The organism is Moorena sp. SIO4A1, assembly GCF_010672065.1.
Classification (GTDB): domain Bacteria; phylum Cyanobacteriota; class Cyanobacteriia; order Cyanobacteriales; family Coleofasciculaceae; genus Moorena.
Window position 1 is genome coordinate 41,208 of the sequence record NZ_JAAHHX010000042.1, and the last position, 16,953, is coordinate 58,160.

At 44.3% G+C, this 16,953-nt stretch carries 17 protein-coding genes, 1 tRNA gene and 2 pseudogenes; 11 read left to right on the forward strand and 9 right to left on the reverse strand.

Translation table 11 applies throughout. The features are described from left to right. The first annotated feature begins 6 nt into the window (after positions 1 to 6). On the forward strand, positions 7 to 609 hold the full coding sequence (locus F6K53_RS24080; protein WP_293018386.1) for an L-threonylcarbamoyladenylate synthase: 603 nt from the start codon (positions 7 to 9) through the stop codon (positions 607 to 609). A gap of 386 nt (positions 610 to 995) precedes the next feature. Further along, complete coding sequence (locus F6K53_RS24085; RefSeq protein ID WP_293040034.1) at positions 996 to 1,934, forward strand: HAMP domain-containing sensor histidine kinase; 939 nt, start codon at positions 996 to 998, stop codon at positions 1,932 to 1,934. On the opposite strand, the gene F6K53_RS24090 is transcribed toward F6K53_RS24085, so the two are convergent. Continuing rightward, positions 1,894 to 2,364: a GNAT family N-acetyltransferase gene (locus F6K53_RS24090; RefSeq protein WP_293018389.1), complete on the reverse strand. Its 471-nt coding sequence runs from the start codon at positions 2,362 to 2,364 to the stop codon at positions 1,894 to 1,896. The genes F6K53_RS24085 and F6K53_RS24090 overlap by 41 nt on opposite strands. Before the next feature lie 344 nt (positions 2,365 to 2,708). Between F6K53_RS24090 and recJ the strand changes: the two genes are divergently transcribed. Then, on the forward strand, positions 2,709 to 4,760 hold the full coding sequence (gene recJ / locus F6K53_RS24095; RefSeq protein ID WP_293018391.1) for a single-stranded-DNA-specific exonuclease RecJ: 2,052 nt from the start codon (positions 2,709 to 2,711) through the stop codon (positions 4,758 to 4,760). 186 nt (positions 4,761 to 4,946) lie between these two features. Here the strand turns inward: recJ and F6K53_RS46010 are convergent, their stop codons facing one another. Further along, positions 4,947 to 5,081: a photosystem II reaction center protein Ycf12 gene (locus F6K53_RS46010; RefSeq protein ID WP_008178400.1), complete on the reverse strand. Its 135-nt coding sequence runs from the start codon at positions 5,079 to 5,081 to the stop codon at positions 4,947 to 4,949. Positions 5,082 to 5,282: 201 nt separating this feature from the next. Between F6K53_RS46010 and F6K53_RS24100 the strand changes: the two genes are divergently transcribed. Further along, positions 5,283 to 5,636, forward strand: a complete 354-nt coding sequence (locus tag F6K53_RS24100) for a YkgJ family cysteine cluster protein (protein WP_293018393.1) — start codon at positions 5,283 to 5,285, stop codon at positions 5,634 to 5,636. A gap of 67 nt (positions 5,637 to 5,703) precedes the next feature. Next, a complete protein-coding gene (locus F6K53_RS24105) occupies positions 5,704 to 6,336 on the forward strand; it encodes a phosphoribosylanthranilate isomerase (RefSeq protein WP_293018395.1) in 633 nt (210 codons plus the stop codon). A gap of 111 nt (positions 6,337 to 6,447) precedes the next feature. Here the strand turns inward: F6K53_RS24105 and F6K53_RS24110 are convergent. Then, positions 6,448 to 6,858, reverse strand: a pseudogene (locus F6K53_RS24110) (ATP-binding protein); the annotation flags it as partial. A gap of 75 nt (positions 6,859 to 6,933) precedes the next feature. Beyond that, entirely contained in the window at positions 6,934 to 8,403 is a 1,470-nt protein-coding gene (locus tag F6K53_RS24115) for a hypothetical protein (protein ID WP_293018397.1), read from the reverse strand. 40 nt (positions 8,404 to 8,443) lie between these two features. On the opposite strand from F6K53_RS24115, the gene F6K53_RS24120 reads away from it, so the two are divergent. After that, positions 8,444 to 8,617, forward strand: a complete 174-nt coding sequence (locus F6K53_RS24120; RefSeq protein WP_293018399.1) for a hypothetical protein — start codon at positions 8,444 to 8,446, stop codon at positions 8,615 to 8,617. A gap of 64 nt (positions 8,618 to 8,681) precedes the next feature. On the opposite strand, the gene F6K53_RS24125 is transcribed toward F6K53_RS24120, so the two are convergent. After that, complete coding sequence (locus tag F6K53_RS24125; protein ID WP_293066918.1) at positions 8,682 to 9,314, reverse strand: pentapeptide repeat-containing protein; 633 nt, start codon at positions 9,312 to 9,314, stop codon at positions 8,682 to 8,684. 475 nt (positions 9,315 to 9,789) lie between these two features. On the opposite strand from F6K53_RS24125, the gene F6K53_RS24130 reads away from it, so the two are divergent. Next, entirely contained in the window at positions 9,790 to 10,815 is a 1,026-nt protein-coding gene (locus tag F6K53_RS24130) for an Hpt domain-containing protein (protein WP_293043597.1), read from the forward strand. 21 nt (positions 10,816 to 10,836) lie between these two features. Here F6K53_RS24130 and F6K53_RS24135 read toward each other — a convergent pair whose 3' ends face one another. Then, positions 10,837 to 11,358, reverse strand: coding sequence for a hypothetical protein (locus F6K53_RS24135; protein ID WP_293066922.1), 522 nt, complete (start codon positions 11,356 to 11,358; stop codon positions 10,837 to 10,839). 98 nt (positions 11,359 to 11,456) lie between these two features. Here F6K53_RS24135 and F6K53_RS24140 point away from each other — a divergent pair, with 98 nt between their 5' ends. After that, complete coding sequence (locus F6K53_RS24140; protein WP_293066924.1) at positions 11,457 to 11,594, forward strand: hypothetical protein; 138 nt, start codon at positions 11,457 to 11,459, stop codon at positions 11,592 to 11,594. Between the two features lie 30 nt (positions 11,595 to 11,624). After that, the gene (locus F6K53_RS24145) at positions 11,625 to 13,169 is read left to right on the forward strand and encodes a GTP-binding protein (protein ID WP_293043593.1); all 1,545 of its coding nucleotides are present in this window, start codon (positions 11,625 to 11,627) and stop codon (positions 13,167 to 13,169) included. A gap of 200 nt (positions 13,170 to 13,369) precedes the next feature. Here the strand turns inward: F6K53_RS24145 and F6K53_RS24150 are convergent, their stop codons facing one another. The 3 genes from F6K53_RS24150 to F6K53_RS24160 all read right to left on the reverse strand — a co-directional run bounded on the left by F6K53_RS24150 (position 13,370) and on the right by F6K53_RS24160 (position 15,447). Next, positions 13,370 to 13,570 (reverse strand): hypothetical protein, encoded by a 201-nt coding sequence (locus tag F6K53_RS24150; protein WP_075898656.1) that lies wholly within the window; start codon positions 13,568 to 13,570, stop codon positions 13,370 to 13,372. A 330-nt stretch (positions 13,571 to 13,900) separates the two neighbouring features. Then, the gene (mazG, locus tag F6K53_RS24155) at positions 13,901 to 14,740 is read right to left on the reverse strand and encodes a nucleoside triphosphate pyrophosphohydrolase (protein ID WP_293018416.1); all 840 of its coding nucleotides are present in this window, start codon (positions 14,738 to 14,740) and stop codon (positions 13,901 to 13,903) included. Positions 14,741 to 14,838: 98 nt separating this feature from the next. Beyond that, positions 14,839 to 15,447: a metal-binding protein gene (locus tag F6K53_RS24160; RefSeq protein ID WP_293082467.1), complete on the reverse strand. Its 609-nt coding sequence runs from the start codon at positions 15,445 to 15,447 to the stop codon at positions 14,839 to 14,841. 60 nt (positions 15,448 to 15,507) lie between these two features. On the opposite strand from F6K53_RS24160, the gene F6K53_RS24165 reads away from it, so the two are divergent. Together F6K53_RS24165 and F6K53_RS24170 are read left to right on the forward strand one after the other, a co-directional pair. After that, a tRNA-Val gene (locus F6K53_RS24165) sits at positions 15,508 to 15,579 on the forward strand. 422 nt (positions 15,580 to 16,001) lie between these two features. After that, positions 16,002 to 16,829 (forward strand): annotated as a pseudogene (locus tag F6K53_RS24170) (transposase); the annotation flags it as partial. Between the last annotated feature and the right edge of the window lie 124 nt (positions 16,830 to 16,953).

Consider the following 16,953-nt stretch of genomic DNA (forward strand, 5'->3'; position numbering starts at 1 on the left):
TGAGCAATGACCCAAGTTTCTATGGCTACCCTGATTTCCGGGGCTCTCTCAGGTAAGCTGGTAAGTTTTCCGACAGATACTGTACCAGCACTAGCAGTGCTACCGGACAAGTCAGAGTTGGTGTTTGAGGCAAAGCGGCGTCCTCAAGACAAACCTTTGATTTTGATGGGGGCATCTCCTAAGTCTCTTTGGCCATATGTTCAAGGTACTTCCTCACAGAGGTCGATTTGGGAACACATGGCTCAGAAGTATTGGCCAGGAGCATTAACATTGGTTTTACCCGCTTCAGATAAAGTACCTACCGTTATGAATCCTTCTGACCCGACTACTATTGGGGTGCGTGTGCCAGCTTCCAGGATAGCGATCGCAATTTTGTCCAAGACTGGTCCGTTGGCAACTACCAGTGCTAATTACTCAGGCGAGCCACCTTTGCAAACCATGGCAGCGGTTGAGGTGCAGTTTCCCGAGGTATTGACGCTCCAGCCAGCTGAGTTAGAAGCTATCAAACCAGACAAGATTGGCGTCCCGTCTACTGTTGCCAAATGGACAAGCAGTGGCTGGGAAATTTTGCGTGCTGGAGGGATTCAATTAGACGATTCAAAGTTTTAATCCTTCTACTCACCTTTGAAAAAAACTAGCTATCCTTAAAAAGATCTGACAAAAAAGTATGAAGTTTGAATTGTGAAGGAAGTCTGAATTGTGAAGGAAGCCTGAATTGTGAAGGAAGCCTGAAAACGTTCTATCGATTGGTTACTTGGCAACAGGTATTTTTTTTAGCCTGGTTGCCTACCCAACTCTACCCTTGTCGATTAGCAGCAGTACAACCTTCAACCTTCATTCTTTATCCTTCAATTTTTTTAGGTGCGCTTTCCGTTGGCGAATTAAATTCGCTCAAGGTGCGCGCCTCCTAGGCCGCGAGCAATCCCTCGCGGCCTAGGATCGCACCAACGGGCTCGCACCTTTTGACGTTTTTAGTGTGGCAAGACTTAATAAGCATGGGTGAGACGGATCTGATCTATTTGCTAGTAGGCATTGGGTTAGGAGTTATGGGGAGTCGCTTCAGGAAATTTTTCCATGAAAGCACAAACTCAAAGACCTCTGGATGCCATCAAACTGATGCTGAAGAAATCCAGCATCTAAAAGAGGAATTCAAGCAAAATGAATTGGCTTACCAAATGGCAAGGGAAATGAGCCAGTTTAAAGCCGGATTTTTGGCACGAACTTCCCACGAGTTGCGATCGCCCCTGAGTCGGTTGATTGGTTTACATCAGTTGATTTTGTCGGATCTCTGTGAGTCTCCAGAAGAAGAGAGAGAATTTGTGAAGCAGGCTAACGCCTCTGCCCATACTATGGTCAAACTGCTTGATGAGGTGACTGCTGTAGCTAAAACTGAACACGGTACTAACGTTTTGGAGATTTGCTCAGTCCCGTTGAAGCAGCTGTTGGAAGACCTCGATCGTCTCACCCATTTGCAAGCTGCCAATCGCAATCTCCACCTGGAAATAGTTCCACCTGACCCCCAAATCTATATTTTAGCAGATCCACGGCGTTTTCGACAGGCATTAGTAATGATGGTAGATACTGCCATTACTCAGATAACCAGTGGTCAAATTAAAGTTTGGACTGCACTGTCCTATAAATCTGAAACAGTTTCCATCTGGATTGATATGCCCTGTGCCATCAGCTGTTGGGCTGAAGCTGTTGATTTATTGCAATTACCTCTAGATCAATCAAAACAGCCCAGTGAAACGGTATCCACTTCATCTGGACTGACCTTGTTGATGATTCAAACACTCCTGGAAGTGATGCAGGGGCGTATAGAAGTATTAGCGGTCCCCAGTGAAGAAGCTCAAAATGATGCCTCTGCTGAGAATCTTACCCGGTTTCATGTTTCTATACCCCAGGGGATTCCTGAGATTGTAGAGCCTTACTAGGGACTAGAGTAGCTAGAGGCTTATTGTACAAGACCATTGTGGTACTGGAGTTCAGCTCAAAACCAATGCGTTCGTAAAAACTTTGTTGATGGGTGGTCATCAGATAAACTCTCTCTACTCGGCTCATCTGAGGATGAGAGAGTGCGGTTTCCACTAGCTTACGCCCTAGCCCAGCCCCTCGATAGTCTGGGTGGATAACGACATCCCAAATGGTTGCCCGATAAATTCCATCAGAGGTAGCTCTGGCTAATCCAATCAGCTTCTGGTTATCCCAGACACTGATGACAGGATCACTGTTAGCGATCGCAACTTGCCAATCCTCGATTTTTCGGTCTTTTGCCCAAAAAGCACCTAGGTTAAACAATTGTTGTAGCTGGTAATAGTCGATTTTAGATTTGCGATCGCAAAACTGAATATGGCGGTAGTCCATAGTTGCAAAAGTTCCTTCTGATTTTGTTAAACGTGCCTTTAAATTGACTTAATTGACTAATTTTATTCGGGAAGAAGTTTAATGAAAATTTTTTAATTTTAAATAGGGTTCATATCATGTACTATTGACTACTTTTAAATAATATAAACCAGGGAAAATTTTCTGATTAATTAACAATTTAAAATTGAAAATTAATCAGGATTAAACGGGTTTGCAGACAGCTGTTCAAGATATATCTATCGATAGCTTATCTCTGGCTTGGCAAACCCAGGGATCTGAGTATTACAAAATGTTAAGATTATAACTGATTGTAATTATCTCAGTCAAATCCAATAACTGATCCCATGGGTGATAGTATGGGCTATTGTTGTTCGATCACGACACCTGTGCACAACCACCTCTCACCCACCCCATCCAAACCCCATCCCCAATTGCCTAATCAGCGTTGGGAAATTGCCCCCCTCAAAACTGAACAAGCTAACCAACTCGCCCAAGCTAGAGGCATTTCCCCCCTAATCGCTCAACTCCTTATTAATCGGGGTATTGAAACCTCTGAACAAGCGCAGGTTTTCCTCAATCCCCTATCTCAGGTGATGCCTGCACCAATTGATGAATTTCCCGATTTGGCAATTAGTGTCGAGATGCTCACTGAAGCGATCGCAAATCAAGAAAAAATCGCTATCTGTGGAGACTACGATGCTGATGGCATGACCAGCACGGCTTTGTTACTCAGAGCATTACGCTGGTTGGGGGCGGATGTAGACTACGCCATCCCGAGCCGGATGACAGAGGGTTATGGCATCAATACACGGATTGTGGAAGAATTTGCGGAGGAAGGGGTGGGTGTGATTTTAACGGTTGATAATGGTATTGCTGCCCATGAACCTATCGCTAGAGCTGTAGAACTGGGAATAACGGTTATTGTAACTGACCACCATGACCTACCTCCAGAACTTCCAGACGCTGATGCCATTCTCAATCCTAAGCAATTGCCGGAAGAGTCACCCTACCGAAGTTTAGCTGGTGTAGGGATAGCTTACATTTTAGCTATCTGTCTAGCACAAGAACTGGGTCAACTCAAAGGCTTGACGCAACAGCTGTTAGAACTATTTACTCTGGGAACTATTGCGGATTTAGCCCCTTTAACGGGGATCAACCGACGTTGGTTAAAGCGAGGCTTAGGGTTATTGCCTCAATCTCAATTAGCAGGAGTTCAAGCATTAATCGAGATAACTGGGGTTAAAGATGACCAAAAATCCCTTAAGCCGGAGGATATTGGATTTAGACTAGGACCAAGAATTAACGCTATTGGTCGCTTATCGGATCCCCAAATTGTAATTGAACTGCTGACGACTACTGCACCCGAAGTAGCACGTGAGAGGGCAATGCAGTGTGAAGAAGTGAACCAACGGCGTCAGCAATTGTGTGCTGATATTGAACAAGATGCGATCGCATTTATTGAAGACACTGGAATAGATTGGCAACAGAAGCGAGTATTAGTGATTGTCCAACCGAATTGGCATCATGGAGTGATTGGCATTGTTGCCTCCCGATTAGTAGAGCGCTATGGTGTCCCAGTCTTTATTGGAACCTATGAAGACGACGACCAACAACACATTCGCGGTTCAGCAAGGGGCATAACTGAATTCAATATTTTTGAAGCCTTAGAGTTCTGCAAAGAGTTACTGGGCAAATATGGAGGACACAAAGCAGCTGGCGGATTTTCCCTACCTGCTGAGAACTTAAGCGCTTTTGAAGAATCCCTTAGCCGTTTTGCCCATCAATCTCTAAAACCTGAACACCTCAAACCCCTAGTTGCTATCGACGCTAGCCTAGAATTCCCTCAAATTACCTCTAACCTCTACCAGCAATTAGATCTGCTTCACCCCTGTGGCATTGGCAATCGGGATCCTGTCTTTTGGAGTGCCAATGTCCAAATCCTTGAGCAACGAGTTGTTGGTAAGGGACACATTAAGCTTACCTTGAATCAGGACAATCAACCAGTCACGATTCAAGCTATTGCTTGGCGTTGGGGGGAATACTTCCCTTTACCTAAACGAGTAGATATTGCCTACAAGTTGCGAGAGCATCATTGGGAGGGCAACACGACCATTGAGTTAGAGTTAGTGGGTGTCCGTCTACCCGTAGTTACTAGTACCTCAAGCCCCAAAAAAGCAGAATTTTATTACAATCAGCGCCGCTACACCTGTAGCCTTTGGGAATCTTTAAATGAACTAAGGATTAGAAACCCGGAAGGGAAAGTCCTAGCGATTCAGAAAGGACAACGCATTGGACTTTTGGGTACTAAACGGGAAGATGCTAAAGAAGTTAATGTCACTAAACCTCCTTACTACCCCTTGATCAAAGCAGCAACTCGTGCGTTGGGACTCAGCTAAGGAGTTGAAAGTTGACAAGTTACAGGTTGCTGACAAGTTGAAAGTTAACAAGTTATAGGTTGCTGGCGAGTTGAAAGTTAACCAGTTACAGGTTGCAGGTTTTCTACTGAACCTTGGCCAAAAGGCCACGCGTGCGCGTTCAACCTTCAACCTTCAACCTTCAACCCCGTCACCTTCAACCCTCTATTAAAGGTCGCCTCTAAGAGCATATAGGGCGAAAATGACCACTGGACCAGCAATCACAACAGCTGCCAGCATAGTCAACTGAGCAATCAATACCCAATCGATGTTACCTATAAAATCTAAAAAAGCTAAATACATGTGTTCTCCAGAATTAACCCAACAAAGCCGATGGTGACTAATCACAATCCATCCCTTAGATATTACTGGGTAATGATCTGTTTTTTTTAAGTAAGTTTACAAAAATATACAAAACTCAACGGCAAGCCTGACCACACCTATCACGGGTGAAAACTCGCTAAGCTAGATCTACTTTAAGTTTGTAGCTCTTTTTTCAAAGTCATGGCCACTTGGAGTTGTGTAAAGCAATGTGGCGCTTGCTGTCATCTTGACCCAGCTGAGCGTCCAGGATTAGAGGAGTATCTGCTACCAGAAGAGCTAGCGCTATATTTGAGTATGGTAGGTGAGGGGGGATGGTGTATAAATTTCGACCACACCACCCGTGAATGTCGTATTTATCCCCATCGACCTCGTTTCTGTCGGGTGGAACCTGAGGTATTTCAGGATATGTATGGGGTGGAGGAAGCAGATTTAAATGATTTTGCCATTGACTGCTGTTTGGAGCACATTGAAGCACTTTATGGAGATTGCTCTCTGGAAATGCTGCGCTTTGAGCGGGAAATATGGAGGGAATAGGGAAAATCGAAATTAATGAGTAACGAGTAACGACTAACAAGTAACGACTAACAAGTAACAAGTAACAATGCGTGTAAAAATTTGTGGCATTACGAAACCGGAGCAAGGAAATGCGATCGCAAAATTGGGAGCAACAGCATTAGGCTTTATTTGTGTACCAGGCTCTCCTCGTTACGTTACACCCCAGCAAATTCAAGTCGTGGTCAACCACTTGTCCGTATCAGTTGACCGCATTGGTGTGTTTGCTAATACCTCTACGGAAGAAATCACTCAAATTGTCGCTGATTCAGGGATAAATGCCGTTCAGCTGCATAGTAATGAATCCCCAGAATTTTGCCAAAAGCTGCGCCAAGCTTTACCAGAGATTGAAATTATTAAAGCCTTAAGGATAAGAACTCCAGAATGTTTAAATCAGGCAGATAGTTATTTGAGTTGTGTAGATACACTATTGCTAGATGCTTACCATCGAAAAATGTTGGGCGGCACTGGTAAAACCTTAGACTGGCAAAGGCTACAAAAATTTCGTCCCACTATCCCTTGGTTACTAGCTGGTGGCTTGACACCAGATAATGTCTTAGATGCCCTAACGTTGGTGCAACCCAGTGGGATTGATCTATCCAGTGGTGTAGAGCGAACACCAGGTGATAAAGATTTAAAAAAGGTTGCTCGGTTATTCGAGAAATTAGGATCAAGAGTTTAAGGTTGAAGGTTAAAATTTAAATGTTTAATGTTAAGTGTTAAATGTTGAAGGTTGAAGGTTGAAGGTTGTTGGCCTTTGGCGTTCGGTGTAGGGTAGGTTTAAGATTAAAGATCAATAGTCAACAGTCAACAAGGTTTGGGATGATTCTAATGGAATGGTAAAGTGGAATTGACTACCTTGATTTTTCCCCTCAGACTTAGCCCAAATTTTTCCACCCATACCTTTAATAATCTGACGACAGATAGCTAGACCAAGACCTGTGCCACCAACAGTGCGTCGGAGTGAATCTTCCTCTTGATAAAAACTCTCAAATATTGCGTCTAGCTGACTCGGTTCAATACCCCTACCAGTATCTGCTACAATTAGCTCTAGCATGGGATTACCGTGGCGATTCTTGGTTACGAATCCTATCGACTCTGGTTGAGTTTCATTGATTTGGGCTTGGATAGTGATTTTACCCCCTGGCTCAGTAAACTTACAGGCATTATCTAGGAGTTTGGTTAAGACTTCTACCAACCGTTCTTTTGAACCTATAGAAAACTGTAGATCCGGGCTACGGTAATCCCATTCAGGCGAGATTTTAAGCAGTATTGCCTGCTACTGCGCGATTGCTGAAGGCTTGACCAAAAATCCCCAGTTAGAGATGCTGTAGTAATCGTGCCGACGATTGATTACAGCACTCGCCTGTATTTGCTTATTCAGTTGATTCCACCAGTACCAAACGTGTTTGCTCGGATTCACTCCGATCAAAGCGGTTAAGGCACTGGGTAGTCTTTCACTCAATCCCATACCGCGTCTAGCAATCACCAACGCGGCCACTTCATCGCTGGCAAGTCCATACATCCGGGCGTACTTCACCATCCCGATCAAACTGCTATAAGCAGGGTTGACCGTGAAGACATAGACGCCACGGTTAGAGCAAATCGAATTCAGCAGCTCAAAGAATCGGCTATAGGCCCACCCTGATAGCATTCGAGCGTATTTCCGTCCCAATTCTCTGAATGCTTCTTTTTTCTTGCCAAAATCTAAGGTTTCGTGGACTATCGGACATTGATAAGTTTTAGCCAGCGTCACCAGTTGTAGACAAGCATCAACTATCTGAGCATCCTGTTTGCCACTGGGTAGACCTTGCTGTAACGGGATTTGTCCGTGAGCTTTCAGGTTTCCATCAGCGTCAACATAAGCCCACCCAACGCTACTTGGGTTGAGATCGATACCGATACAGCCATATCGGGAATGCTGTGAGACACGCTGAAGCTTAGCAGGCGTGAACTGAACAGCCGCTACCCACTTGTGATCTTTGCGGTAGAAATGCCAGGTTCTAGAACCATCGTCAGGCAGGCGGTTGATGTTGCGGTCAAAGTCACCGATAACTGCCGAAACGTATTGTCCATACTTGGACTCAAGACATTTGGGAACTCGGAAGCGGATCGTTTCACCGTCCCATTGACAAACCTGATTTCCCCAGGTCTCATCTTTGCTACCAACAACAAATACCTGACCGTAAGGCACCTTAACCTGTAGCTGAGCTACTTTCAACCCTTCGATTTTTCTCTCTAGGTGGGCGATATAACGTTTCTTGTGATGGATTTGGAAGCGTAGATTTTGCCAATTGGTGTCACGATATCGTAACGAACAAGACAGTGGGAATTTACAACCAGTTTTACTGTTCTGCCAGTTCTTTTTAGCGTAGAATTTTCGACCATTAGCTAATCGCTTCTGTGCTTTCCTCAAGCAGTCCTTAGCGCTTTTGAACTTACCTGACAGTTGCTCAATGTGGTTTTGTCTACACTCGGCCGCAGAATCCACAGCGCCTTTAGCACTAGCAATCACACCGTTAGCGTGACGTTTGTTAATACCGTAAGTCTGCTGTAGGTAAGTGTTCCACTGCCCTTTGTTGAAGTCACCTGATCGCAACTGGGTAACCGTTTCGATTTTTGCCTGACGGAATATCTGTGAATACTCAAACAGAAACATCTCAAAGTCGCTGCAACCTAGAGCGTTCATTCGCTCTGACAGTTGCGGCAAGGCTTTGCAGTAGGTAAGAGTAGTCGGTTTTTTCTTCATACGTGCTATTATAACACAGTAAAATCATGTGTTATGAATCATGGCAAAAACATTAACTATAGACATTTCAGACGACGGGCAAGCGATTATAGAAAGATATTTTCAGCGCTCAAAAAGGTCTCAGACCGATGTGATCAGAGACTTAATTAGAACTGTGGTGAAAAATCGGCTTAAACGCCTAGAAAAATCTACAGATAGTCCATTGAATCAATAGATTTTCGTATGCTGTTTACAAACCATTTTGATCAAACCAACCCTTTTGATCAAGGGATTATTTATTAGTTGTTAGCTGTTAGCTTTTGGAAGTTTGAATATTCACTACTGAGTTGATCTGGTACCGTTGCCCCAGAAAGCTCAGCCTGACCCAAATCTACATTTGAGAGAGTAACCCGTCTCAAGTCTACCTGACTCAAAATTGCTCCACTCAAGTTTGCTTGAGAAAGGTCAGCATCACACAGATTTGCCCTAGTCAAGTCTGCCTGGTGCAGACAAGCACCAGTCAAGTTAGCCCCTCTTAAGTCAGCGTAGCGTAGGTCTGCCCTGGTTAAATTGGCTCCTCGCAAATCGGTATCCTGAAGAACGGTTAATCTTAAATCGGCTCGGGTTAGAATAGCTTGGCGCAGGTTTACTCTAGTCAGATTCGCCCGAATCATAAATGCCTGACTCAAGTTAGCCTGCACTAGAGAGGTTTTTTTCAAATTGGTTCGCCACAGTTTCGCTCCAGTCAGATTTGCCTGATTAAGGTTGACTTCCTGTAAAACCGCGAGACTCAGGTTGGCGTCAGCTAGGTTGACTCGTCTGAAAATTACTCCAGTCAGATTGACTTCACTCAGGTTGATTTGCTGGAGATCTACTCCACGGAAATCCCTCTCACCTGCTGAATAACGCTCTAGAAGCTCAATAGTATCCATTTGGGGTATCCATAGCTGGCAGCTGCGCCAACATGACATAGTGTTAATTTTAATGTAACATAATGTTAAGAATACTTTTTGTATGTAAATGATTATGTTAAATTAGGAAGTTTTATCCGGAGATAAGCTATTCTTATCGGTGCCTGCAATCGATTGGTGATAAAATATGAAGCTTACCCGAACAGGTAAGTGTCGGCTTCAAGCTAACCCTAGCTATTCCTTGTGCTTTTAAGCTGGCGTAAAGTCTTTGCTGACTTGGTGTGGGATGCCACAATAGAGATCCAACTCAAGATCTAAGAGCAGTTTTCACAATTGATAGCCCAATAGCTGATTTGGGGGTAAGCTCAGAATAAGCTGTTGCTGTAACCAACGCTATGGTCTACTGATTTTAAAACTGCGTTCACCAGATCGAATGTTGCTCTGATGATTATCATCAATCTGTTGTGATTAGCCGTTCTGATAAGGAAAAATTGCCGTGGAAGCTGGGAATCAGCAAAGGATTTTAGGCTATTTCATTGAAGAAGCGAAAGAACACCTGGAAACCATTGAACAGGGACTGTTAAATCTGGGCTCAGTGGTCAATGAACCAGAGACGGTTAATGAATTGTTTCGCGCTGCTCATTCTGTTAAAGGCGGGGCGGCGATGTTGGGATATACAAGTATTCAAAAGACTGCCCATCGTTTAGAGGATTCTTTCAAAGTACTTCAAGAGAATAAGATTAAGGTTGATCAACAGCTGGAGACTCTGTTTTTAAAGAGTTATGATACCCTCAAAGCTTTGATTGATCTGTTGGAAGGACCGTTTGGGTTTGAGCAAAGTGAAGCAGAAAAAATTCTAAAAGCAGCTCAGCCAGGCTTTGAACAATTACAGAATTATCTCAAAACTTTGGTCAGTGGTGAGAGTCAATTACCAGCGGCAATGGCTTCTAGCTCTGCTGCTGAAAAAGCGATTCGTTCTGATCAAGTTTCGACTAGCAAAGCTTCTTCTTCAGCAAAAGGGAAATTTCCCCCAGACTTTGGGCCGAAGGTGATTAGCCTGCTTAAAGATATGCTAGAGCTGTTTAAACAATCTTCCACACCAACCAATCGCCAACAACTTCAAAAGCTTTGTAAGCGTCTGGCTCAACTGGGGGCTGGGATTGGTAGTTGGCATAAATTAGTGGGAGTTTGCCATAAAGCGATCGCAAATCCTCAAAACTCCTATATCCAGTTAGCACCATTAGTGATCAAAGAACTCAAAGAAGCTAGTGACCAGTTGCAAGCAGCACAGGGTAATCTAGAGGAGTTGCGAAAGGCAGCGGCTGCGATCGCTCCGAGTTCAGCACTGCAAAAACTAGCAGCTGTAGGATCTACTCGGCCAAACCGAACCACTAAGGGTAAGGAAATTACGATTGTGCTAGAACCAAAAGCCGCCGCCAAGGTACTGATCCAAGCCTTTGATAAACCCCAGCTGTCAAAACTGGTTAAGTTACTGATTCCAGCAACTCGTGCTTCTTCCTAGGCCAACGAATCGCACTTTTGATTAACGTCCTAAGTGCCGTGATGCCAGCTGCATGGCATCATAAATATCCACATCCCCATCCCCATCAGCATCTAGAAAGCCACTGAGTACAGAATTAGAACCAAGGGGATTCTCAATATTGGTGCCAGTCTTGAGGAAATTCAACACTACGGGTACCAGGGTGGGTAGCATGGCTTGAATGATACCAGCATTAATACCTGTCTTGCTAGTAATTTCTCCAACAAGCTCCTGAATCTGAGGCGCACTAAAGAGCATATTGACCACTTGAGAACTAGCACCAATGCCACCAAATTGATTAACTAGTGCTTGTACCTGCTCATCTCCTTCATTTCTGCGCTTTTGTTGCAGCGCTGAACGCACATACTTACCTACAATTGAGGTGGCAGATTGCACCGCTGAGGGATTGGTGTGATGGTTACCACTCAACTGCTGTACCGTGTCCAGAATATCCCCTAGCTGACTAGAACTAGCTTGTTGTGTAGGACTATTAATGGCACTGAGAATACTATTGAATAAGTTCATTGTTTTTTAAAAGATTTAAACAGTCAGATGTGAACAGTTGTTTCCCAAATCAATTATAAATTGCTGATATATATAGCGAAAGGCAAGAGGCAAGAGCGATGCAGCGCGGTCTTGGGGGTTTCCCCCATGAGCGACTGCATCAAGACGGCAAGAGGCAAGAGGGGAAAGATATCCGGAGTTTTATTGCACAGCCTCTTGGGTTCAGAAGATGGGGGAATTCTTGCCGGATCTTCTAAGATTAATAATTAAAACCTATCCTATCTTCCATGCCCCTGCCACGTCTACTAACCCTAATTATTGGCCTCATTATTATTCTGGGGCTAATGCTTTGGTTGATTAATGGTATATACCAACTATATATCCAAATTTCCTTTACTGCTCCGGTACTGGCTAATTTACTGCTGCTGTTGGTGATTACCTTGCTAGGGCTACTAATATGGGCCTTAATCTACACCATGGGGTTATTTGGTAAATCCCGGAAACGGCCAGGTAAGGGTCGTCTGGAACCTAAAGCCCCGGAGGTAAAAACTGAAGCAGCAGAAGAAACCCTTAAAGCAGTAAGGCAACAGGTCAAACAGATTCAGGATGAAGTGTCACGGCAAGCGATGCTGCGTCGCTCTGAGGAAATTGAAGCTATCCTCTCCCGTGGGGAACTGTTAGTGGTAGTGTTTGGTACTGGTTCAGCGGGGAAAACTTCTCTAGTCAATGCTTTGATTGGTCGGATGGTGGGTGAAGTCGGTGCGCCCATGGGAACGACGGAGGTTGGGGAAACCTACAAACTAAAGCTGAAGGGATTAGAACGCCCAATTCTGATTACTGATACACCAGGAATTTTAGAATCTGGCGTGGTTGGCACTCAGCGAGAGCAATGGGCACGACATTTGGCAACGGAAGCGGATTTGTTGTTGTTCGTGGTGGATAACGACTTACGACACTCAGAGTATGATCCATTCCGAAAGTTGGCAGAGATTGGGAAGCGATCGCTTCTTGTCTTCAATAAAATTGACCTGTACACGGAACAAGACTCAGAGAGGATTCTAGCACGATTGCGCCACCGAGTAAGGAGCTTTATTGCTGGTTCAGATGTAGTTGCGATCGCAGCCAATCCCCAGCCTGTTACCCTAGAAAATGGTCAGCTTTGCCAACCTGAACCGGAAATTTTGCCCTTAATCCGTCGCTTAGCTGCTGTATTAAGAGCAGAGGGAGAAGAGTTGATTGCTGATAACATACTGCTACAATCCCAACGGTTAGGCCAAGAAGCTCGACACATCCTCGACAAGCAGCGCAGGCGAGAAGCAGATAAGGTGGTGGAACGGTTCCAGTGGATTGGAGCAAGTGTAATTTCTCTGACTCCTTTACCTGTGGTGGATTTGTTAGCAACTGCAGCAGTCAATGCCCAAATGGTGGTGGAAATTGGCAAAATCTACGGCTGTGAACTGAATATGGAAAGGGGTCGGGAATTAGCCCTATCCTTGGGAAAAACCTTAGCTAGTTTGGGCATTGTCAAGGGAGCGATTCAAATCCTTAGCACTACACTAAGGTTGAATCTTGCCACCTATATTGTCGGCAAAGCGATTCAGGGGGTAACCGCTGCTTATCTAATCCGAATTGCTGGGAAAAGCTTTATTGAATACTTCCGCAATGACCAAGACTGGGGAGATGGAGGGATGAGTGAAGTGGTCCAGAAGCAGTTTCAGTTAAACCAGCGGGATGAGTTTATTAAAGCCTTTGTCAGTGAAGCGATCGCAAAAGTAGTCAAACCTCTGACAGGGAAACCAGAAGCCCAATCACCAATCGATGAAAGGGACTAAATCAAGGGCAAAGCCAGGAAATCATAAATCTCCGCCAGAATGCCTATCAAATCGACTCACATTCCTGTTTAATGAAATAGAGTAGATTCAATGTTTTCTCCAGCCCCCCATGCCCCTCACATCAATGGGGGTTTCTTTTTATCTATCGTTTTATATATCCTTTTCTCAAGGAGACTCATCCACTACCTATAGTCAAAGCACTAGGTAGCAAGCTTCACCCTGCCCCGATTTACAGCGTGGAGCAATCTGTCGATGGAGTCTCGCTCTTCGGAGGTGAGTGAATCCTCCAATAGTGCTGCCATCAATCCATATCGATCAGCAAGAGTAATTTTTCCAGAGCTGCTAACTTTAGCAAATAGTTCTGGTATAGCACCGGGAATAAGACGAACTGGAGCCAACATTATACTATAGGGTAATGGCTGTTGTTTATATTTTTAACCTTTTTCCGGAGCTTGGGGATGTGGGGCTATACCCCCTGTGATATTAATTCTGGTTGGGTACCCATAATCTTAGGGAGGGTGGGGAGAAACGGAGGTGTGGGGAGATGGGAAGATGGGGGAGATTTTTATTAAAGGTAATTATTCTGAGATGATATCAGAAGTCAGGATTCAGGAATCATAATCATTGATTTTAAAGTAATTTTTCGATAAATTGGGAAAAAATAAGCAAATATATCTTTATACTACTGCTATGCTGGCTTAATTATTCTGCTAAATTCTTCTAAGGAGACCCTACTTCTGAGCTAACAGTGCTTTAGCCTTTTGCCAGAGAGCATCCAACTCATCTAAGGTGTAATCAGACAGTGGGCGCTCAGCCAATGCTTCCACTTGGGCTAACCTTTCAATAAAGCGTGCTTGGGTTCCCTGCAAAGCAGCTGAAGGGTCAAGGTCATACCAACGCGCTATATTAATCAGAGTAAACAGTACGTCTCCCAATTCTGCTTCCTGGTGGGCTTTATCGTCCTGTTCAAGTGCTTGTTGAAACTCAGCCAATTCTTCGTGAAACTTATCCCAAACTCCCTCAACATTATCCCACTCAAACCCACCACTAGCGGCCTTTTTCGATATCTTCATCCCAGCCATTAGGGGGGGAAGGGTTTTACTATAGCGACTGAGTTTATGACTCAATAATTGCTTATCCGCAACGGTTTCTCCTTTCTCTGCTGCCTTAATGTCCTCCCAGTTTTGACGCACCTCCTCGACATTATCAACCTGGACATCACCGAACACATGGGGATGACGGCGGATTAGTTTTTGAGTAATCCCCTGAGCTACCTCGGTCAAGGTAAACTGACCTTGCTCACTACTAATCTGAGCTTGCAGAACTACCTGCAATAACAAATCCCCCAACTCCTCTGCGATCGCATTTTGATTGTTACTGCGAATCGCATCCACTACTTCATAAGCTTCTTCAATCACATAAGGAATTAGGGACTGAGGGGTCTGAGCCAAATCCCAAGGACAACCACCCTCAGGCGATCGCAATCTGGCTACCACATCAATCAACTCTTGCAAAGCGGCCAACATCGAAACCTGATCAACTGGCTGAGCTTGTTCCGGGGAAGTAGACATAAAACCGAAAAGCGAAACGCCACTTAATTAGTCTTAACGAAATCTACCACTAATGCCAAATTTTAACCAGCTAATGATACTGGAAAACCCGATCACATCTAACTTCCCTTGCCTTTGCGTGCTTTGCGTCTTTGTGGTTTACTCTTACCAGCACCCCTACCCTTGCTCCTCCCTTGCTTGGGAGACCATAACCCCGTGATCCCCCCTTTTTTAAACTGCTTATAAGCGGAACTTCCCCAATCACTGACAAAATGCGCGATCGCACCCAACTCCAATCCCACCACACAGGCCATCAACCAGGTACGATATTCCCACACCCTACCGCCCAGCCCTTGAATCAGCTCTAGCCAACGATCTGGTTCATCCTGGAATAGCTGAAACACCAGCAATCCCACACCCCCAAACAAGACGAGCCAATTGGCTAGATAAAGCAGTCGCAAAATTGTTCCAATCACTGGTCCATGAGAAAAAATAGAACGGTGAGGCACCATCCTCTGATAAGGGATCCAAATCCAGCGCAACCAGCCCCAACGCTTAAAGGGTCGAGAGTATAGATCTAAATCAGGGCTAAACATCAAGCCACCGAACAGGAACCCTCCAGCTACAATCAAGGTCAAATCACTACTCCGGGTTACTACCAGGCTCAAAACCGTGACTACTGGCAAACTCCACAAGGTTATGCGATCATGTATATAGCCAGAGGACATATTTTTTATAGTTGTTGTCGTCTTTGGAAAAATATGCTATAGTAAGTAAGTATTGCATACGGGCGGTTAGCTCAGCGGTAGAGCGCCTGCCTTACAAGCAGGACGTCACTGGTTCGAATCCAGTACTGCCCATGTCCGTTAAATTCCAAAGTTAAACAAAGAACTAACTCTCGCTTGTTAGCTGGCCGGTAAAAGAAGCCCCACGTCTCAATCCGTAAGGATGAGTGCTTAAAGTTACCGTAAGAATAGTGGAGCCTTAATCAAAAAGTTTTAACCCTTTTACCCATAGCCGACCAACCATAAAGGCTCCACTATTCTAAGGTTTCGTCTCCAGGGATGAATTTTACACAGAGTCTTTGGGATCCCGGAAGCGAGCTATTAAACTCCTAAGTAACTCAGAGCACGTCATTCCCCTGCGGTCAGCTTCCTGTTTCAGTTGCTTCTTTTCAAAGCCAGTCAACCTAATCATTAAATTTTTGTATTTAATTTTGTTTTAACATATGTAAATACGAATGTTATCTTGATAATAGGTCGAAAAACAGGAGATGGCAACAATGATAACAGCCTATCAGTACCGGCTAAGGTTAACTAAGTCACAAGAAGCGGAGATAGAAAGATGGCTTGACATGCTTCGACATCAATACAACTACTTACTGGCTGACAGATTTAGCTGGTATGAACAGAATCGCTGTTCCATTAACTCTTGCCCTCTTGTTTGCCACTTACCAAATTTAAGGAACAATCCAGACTATTTTTCCCAAAAGAAAACCCTCCCCCAGTTAAAGAAGGATAGACCTTGGTACAGTGCAGTTCAATCCCAAGTTCTCCAAGACTGTGTCAAGAGAGTAGATCTAGCTTTTAAGCGGTACCTCAAAGGGGATAGTAACGGAAGAAAGAGCGGAAGACCTCGCTTTAAAGGGAAAAACAGATATAAATCTTTTACATTTCCTTCTCTTGGCAAAAACCCTATAGATGGCAATAATTTGACTCTTCCGAAATTTGGAAAAGTCAAGCTGATTTACCATAGATCTATTCCAGAAGGTTTTAAAATCAAGACGGCCACTGTAACCCGAAAAGCTGACGGCTATTATGTTACGTTGTCAATACAAGATGATACTGTCCCAGATGTCATCCCAGTAGATAGTGTTAAAAATCCTATTGGAATAGACATGGGTCTCAAGTCTTTTCTGGTCAAGTCAAATGGTTCAGAGGTGCCAATTCCTCAGTATTATCGAAAGGCTCAGAAACGACTGAAGAAAGTTCAAAAAGCTGTCAGCAGATCTAAAAAAGGGAGTAATAATAGGAAAAAAGCTGTCACTAAACTAGGGAAAGCTCACAAGAAGGTTGCTGACACCAGGAAAGATTTTCATTTTAAAACTGCGTGCGGCTTGTTCTGAGTAGGAGCCACTCAAACAGAGTGGGGTATGACTTAGGGAATCGCGGGCGACAGCCCAAAAAATTCTAACTGTTCTACGGATAGTGGTGAGAATCCACTCCTTGAAGAGA

Bases quoted from the DNA above. Each gene is read 5' to 3' on its own strand.
- F6K53_RS24080 (WP_293018386.1), top strand. From the start codon at position 7: ATGACCCAAGTTTCTATGGCTACCCTGATTTCCGGGGCTCTCTCAGGT.
- F6K53_RS24085 (WP_293040034.1), top strand. From the start codon at position 996: ATGGGTGAGACGGATCTGATCTATTTGCTAGTAGGCATTGGGTTAGGA.
- F6K53_RS24090 (WP_293018389.1), bottom strand. From the start codon at position 2,364: ATGGACTACCGCCATATTCAGTTTTGCGATCGCAAATCTAAAATCGAC.
- recJ (WP_293018391.1), top strand. From the start codon at position 2,709: ATGGGTGATAGTATGGGCTATTGTTGTTCGATCACGACACCTGTGCAC.
- F6K53_RS46010 (WP_008178400.1), bottom strand. From the start codon at position 5,081: ATGTATTTAGCTTTTTTAGATTTTATAGGTAACATCGATTGGGTATTG.
- F6K53_RS24100 (WP_293018393.1), top strand. From the start codon at position 5,283: ATGGCCACTTGGAGTTGTGTAAAGCAATGTGGCGCTTGCTGTCATCTT.
- F6K53_RS24105 (WP_293018395.1), top strand. From the start codon at position 5,704: ATGCGTGTAAAAATTTGTGGCATTACGAAACCGGAGCAAGGAAATGCG.
- F6K53_RS24115 (WP_293018397.1), bottom strand. From the start codon at position 8,403: ATGAAGAAAAAACCGACTACTCTTACCTACTGCAAAGCCTTGCCGCAA.
- F6K53_RS24120 (WP_293018399.1), top strand. From the start codon at position 8,444: ATGGCAAAAACATTAACTATAGACATTTCAGACGACGGGCAAGCGATT.
- F6K53_RS24125 (WP_293066918.1), bottom strand. From the start codon at position 9,314: ATGGATACTATTGAGCTTCTAGAGCGTTATTCAGCAGGTGAGAGGGAT.
- F6K53_RS24135 (WP_293066922.1), bottom strand. From the start codon at position 11,358: ATGAACTTATTCAATAGTATTCTCAGTGCCATTAATAGTCCTACACAA.
- F6K53_RS24140 (WP_293066924.1), top strand. From the start codon at position 11,457: ATGCAGCGCGGTCTTGGGGGTTTCCCCCATGAGCGACTGCATCAAGAC.
- F6K53_RS24145 (WP_293043593.1), top strand. From the start codon at position 11,625: ATGCCCCTGCCACGTCTACTAACCCTAATTATTGGCCTCATTATTATT.
- F6K53_RS24150 (WP_075898656.1), bottom strand. From the start codon at position 13,570: ATGTTGGCTCCAGTTCGTCTTATTCCCGGTGCTATACCAGAACTATTT.
- mazG (WP_293018416.1), bottom strand. From the start codon at position 14,740: ATGTCTACTTCCCCGGAACAAGCTCAGCCAGTTGATCAGGTTTCGATG.
- F6K53_RS24160 (WP_293082467.1), bottom strand. From the start codon at position 15,447: ATGTCCTCTGGCTATATACATGATCGCATAACCTTGTGGAGTTTGCCA.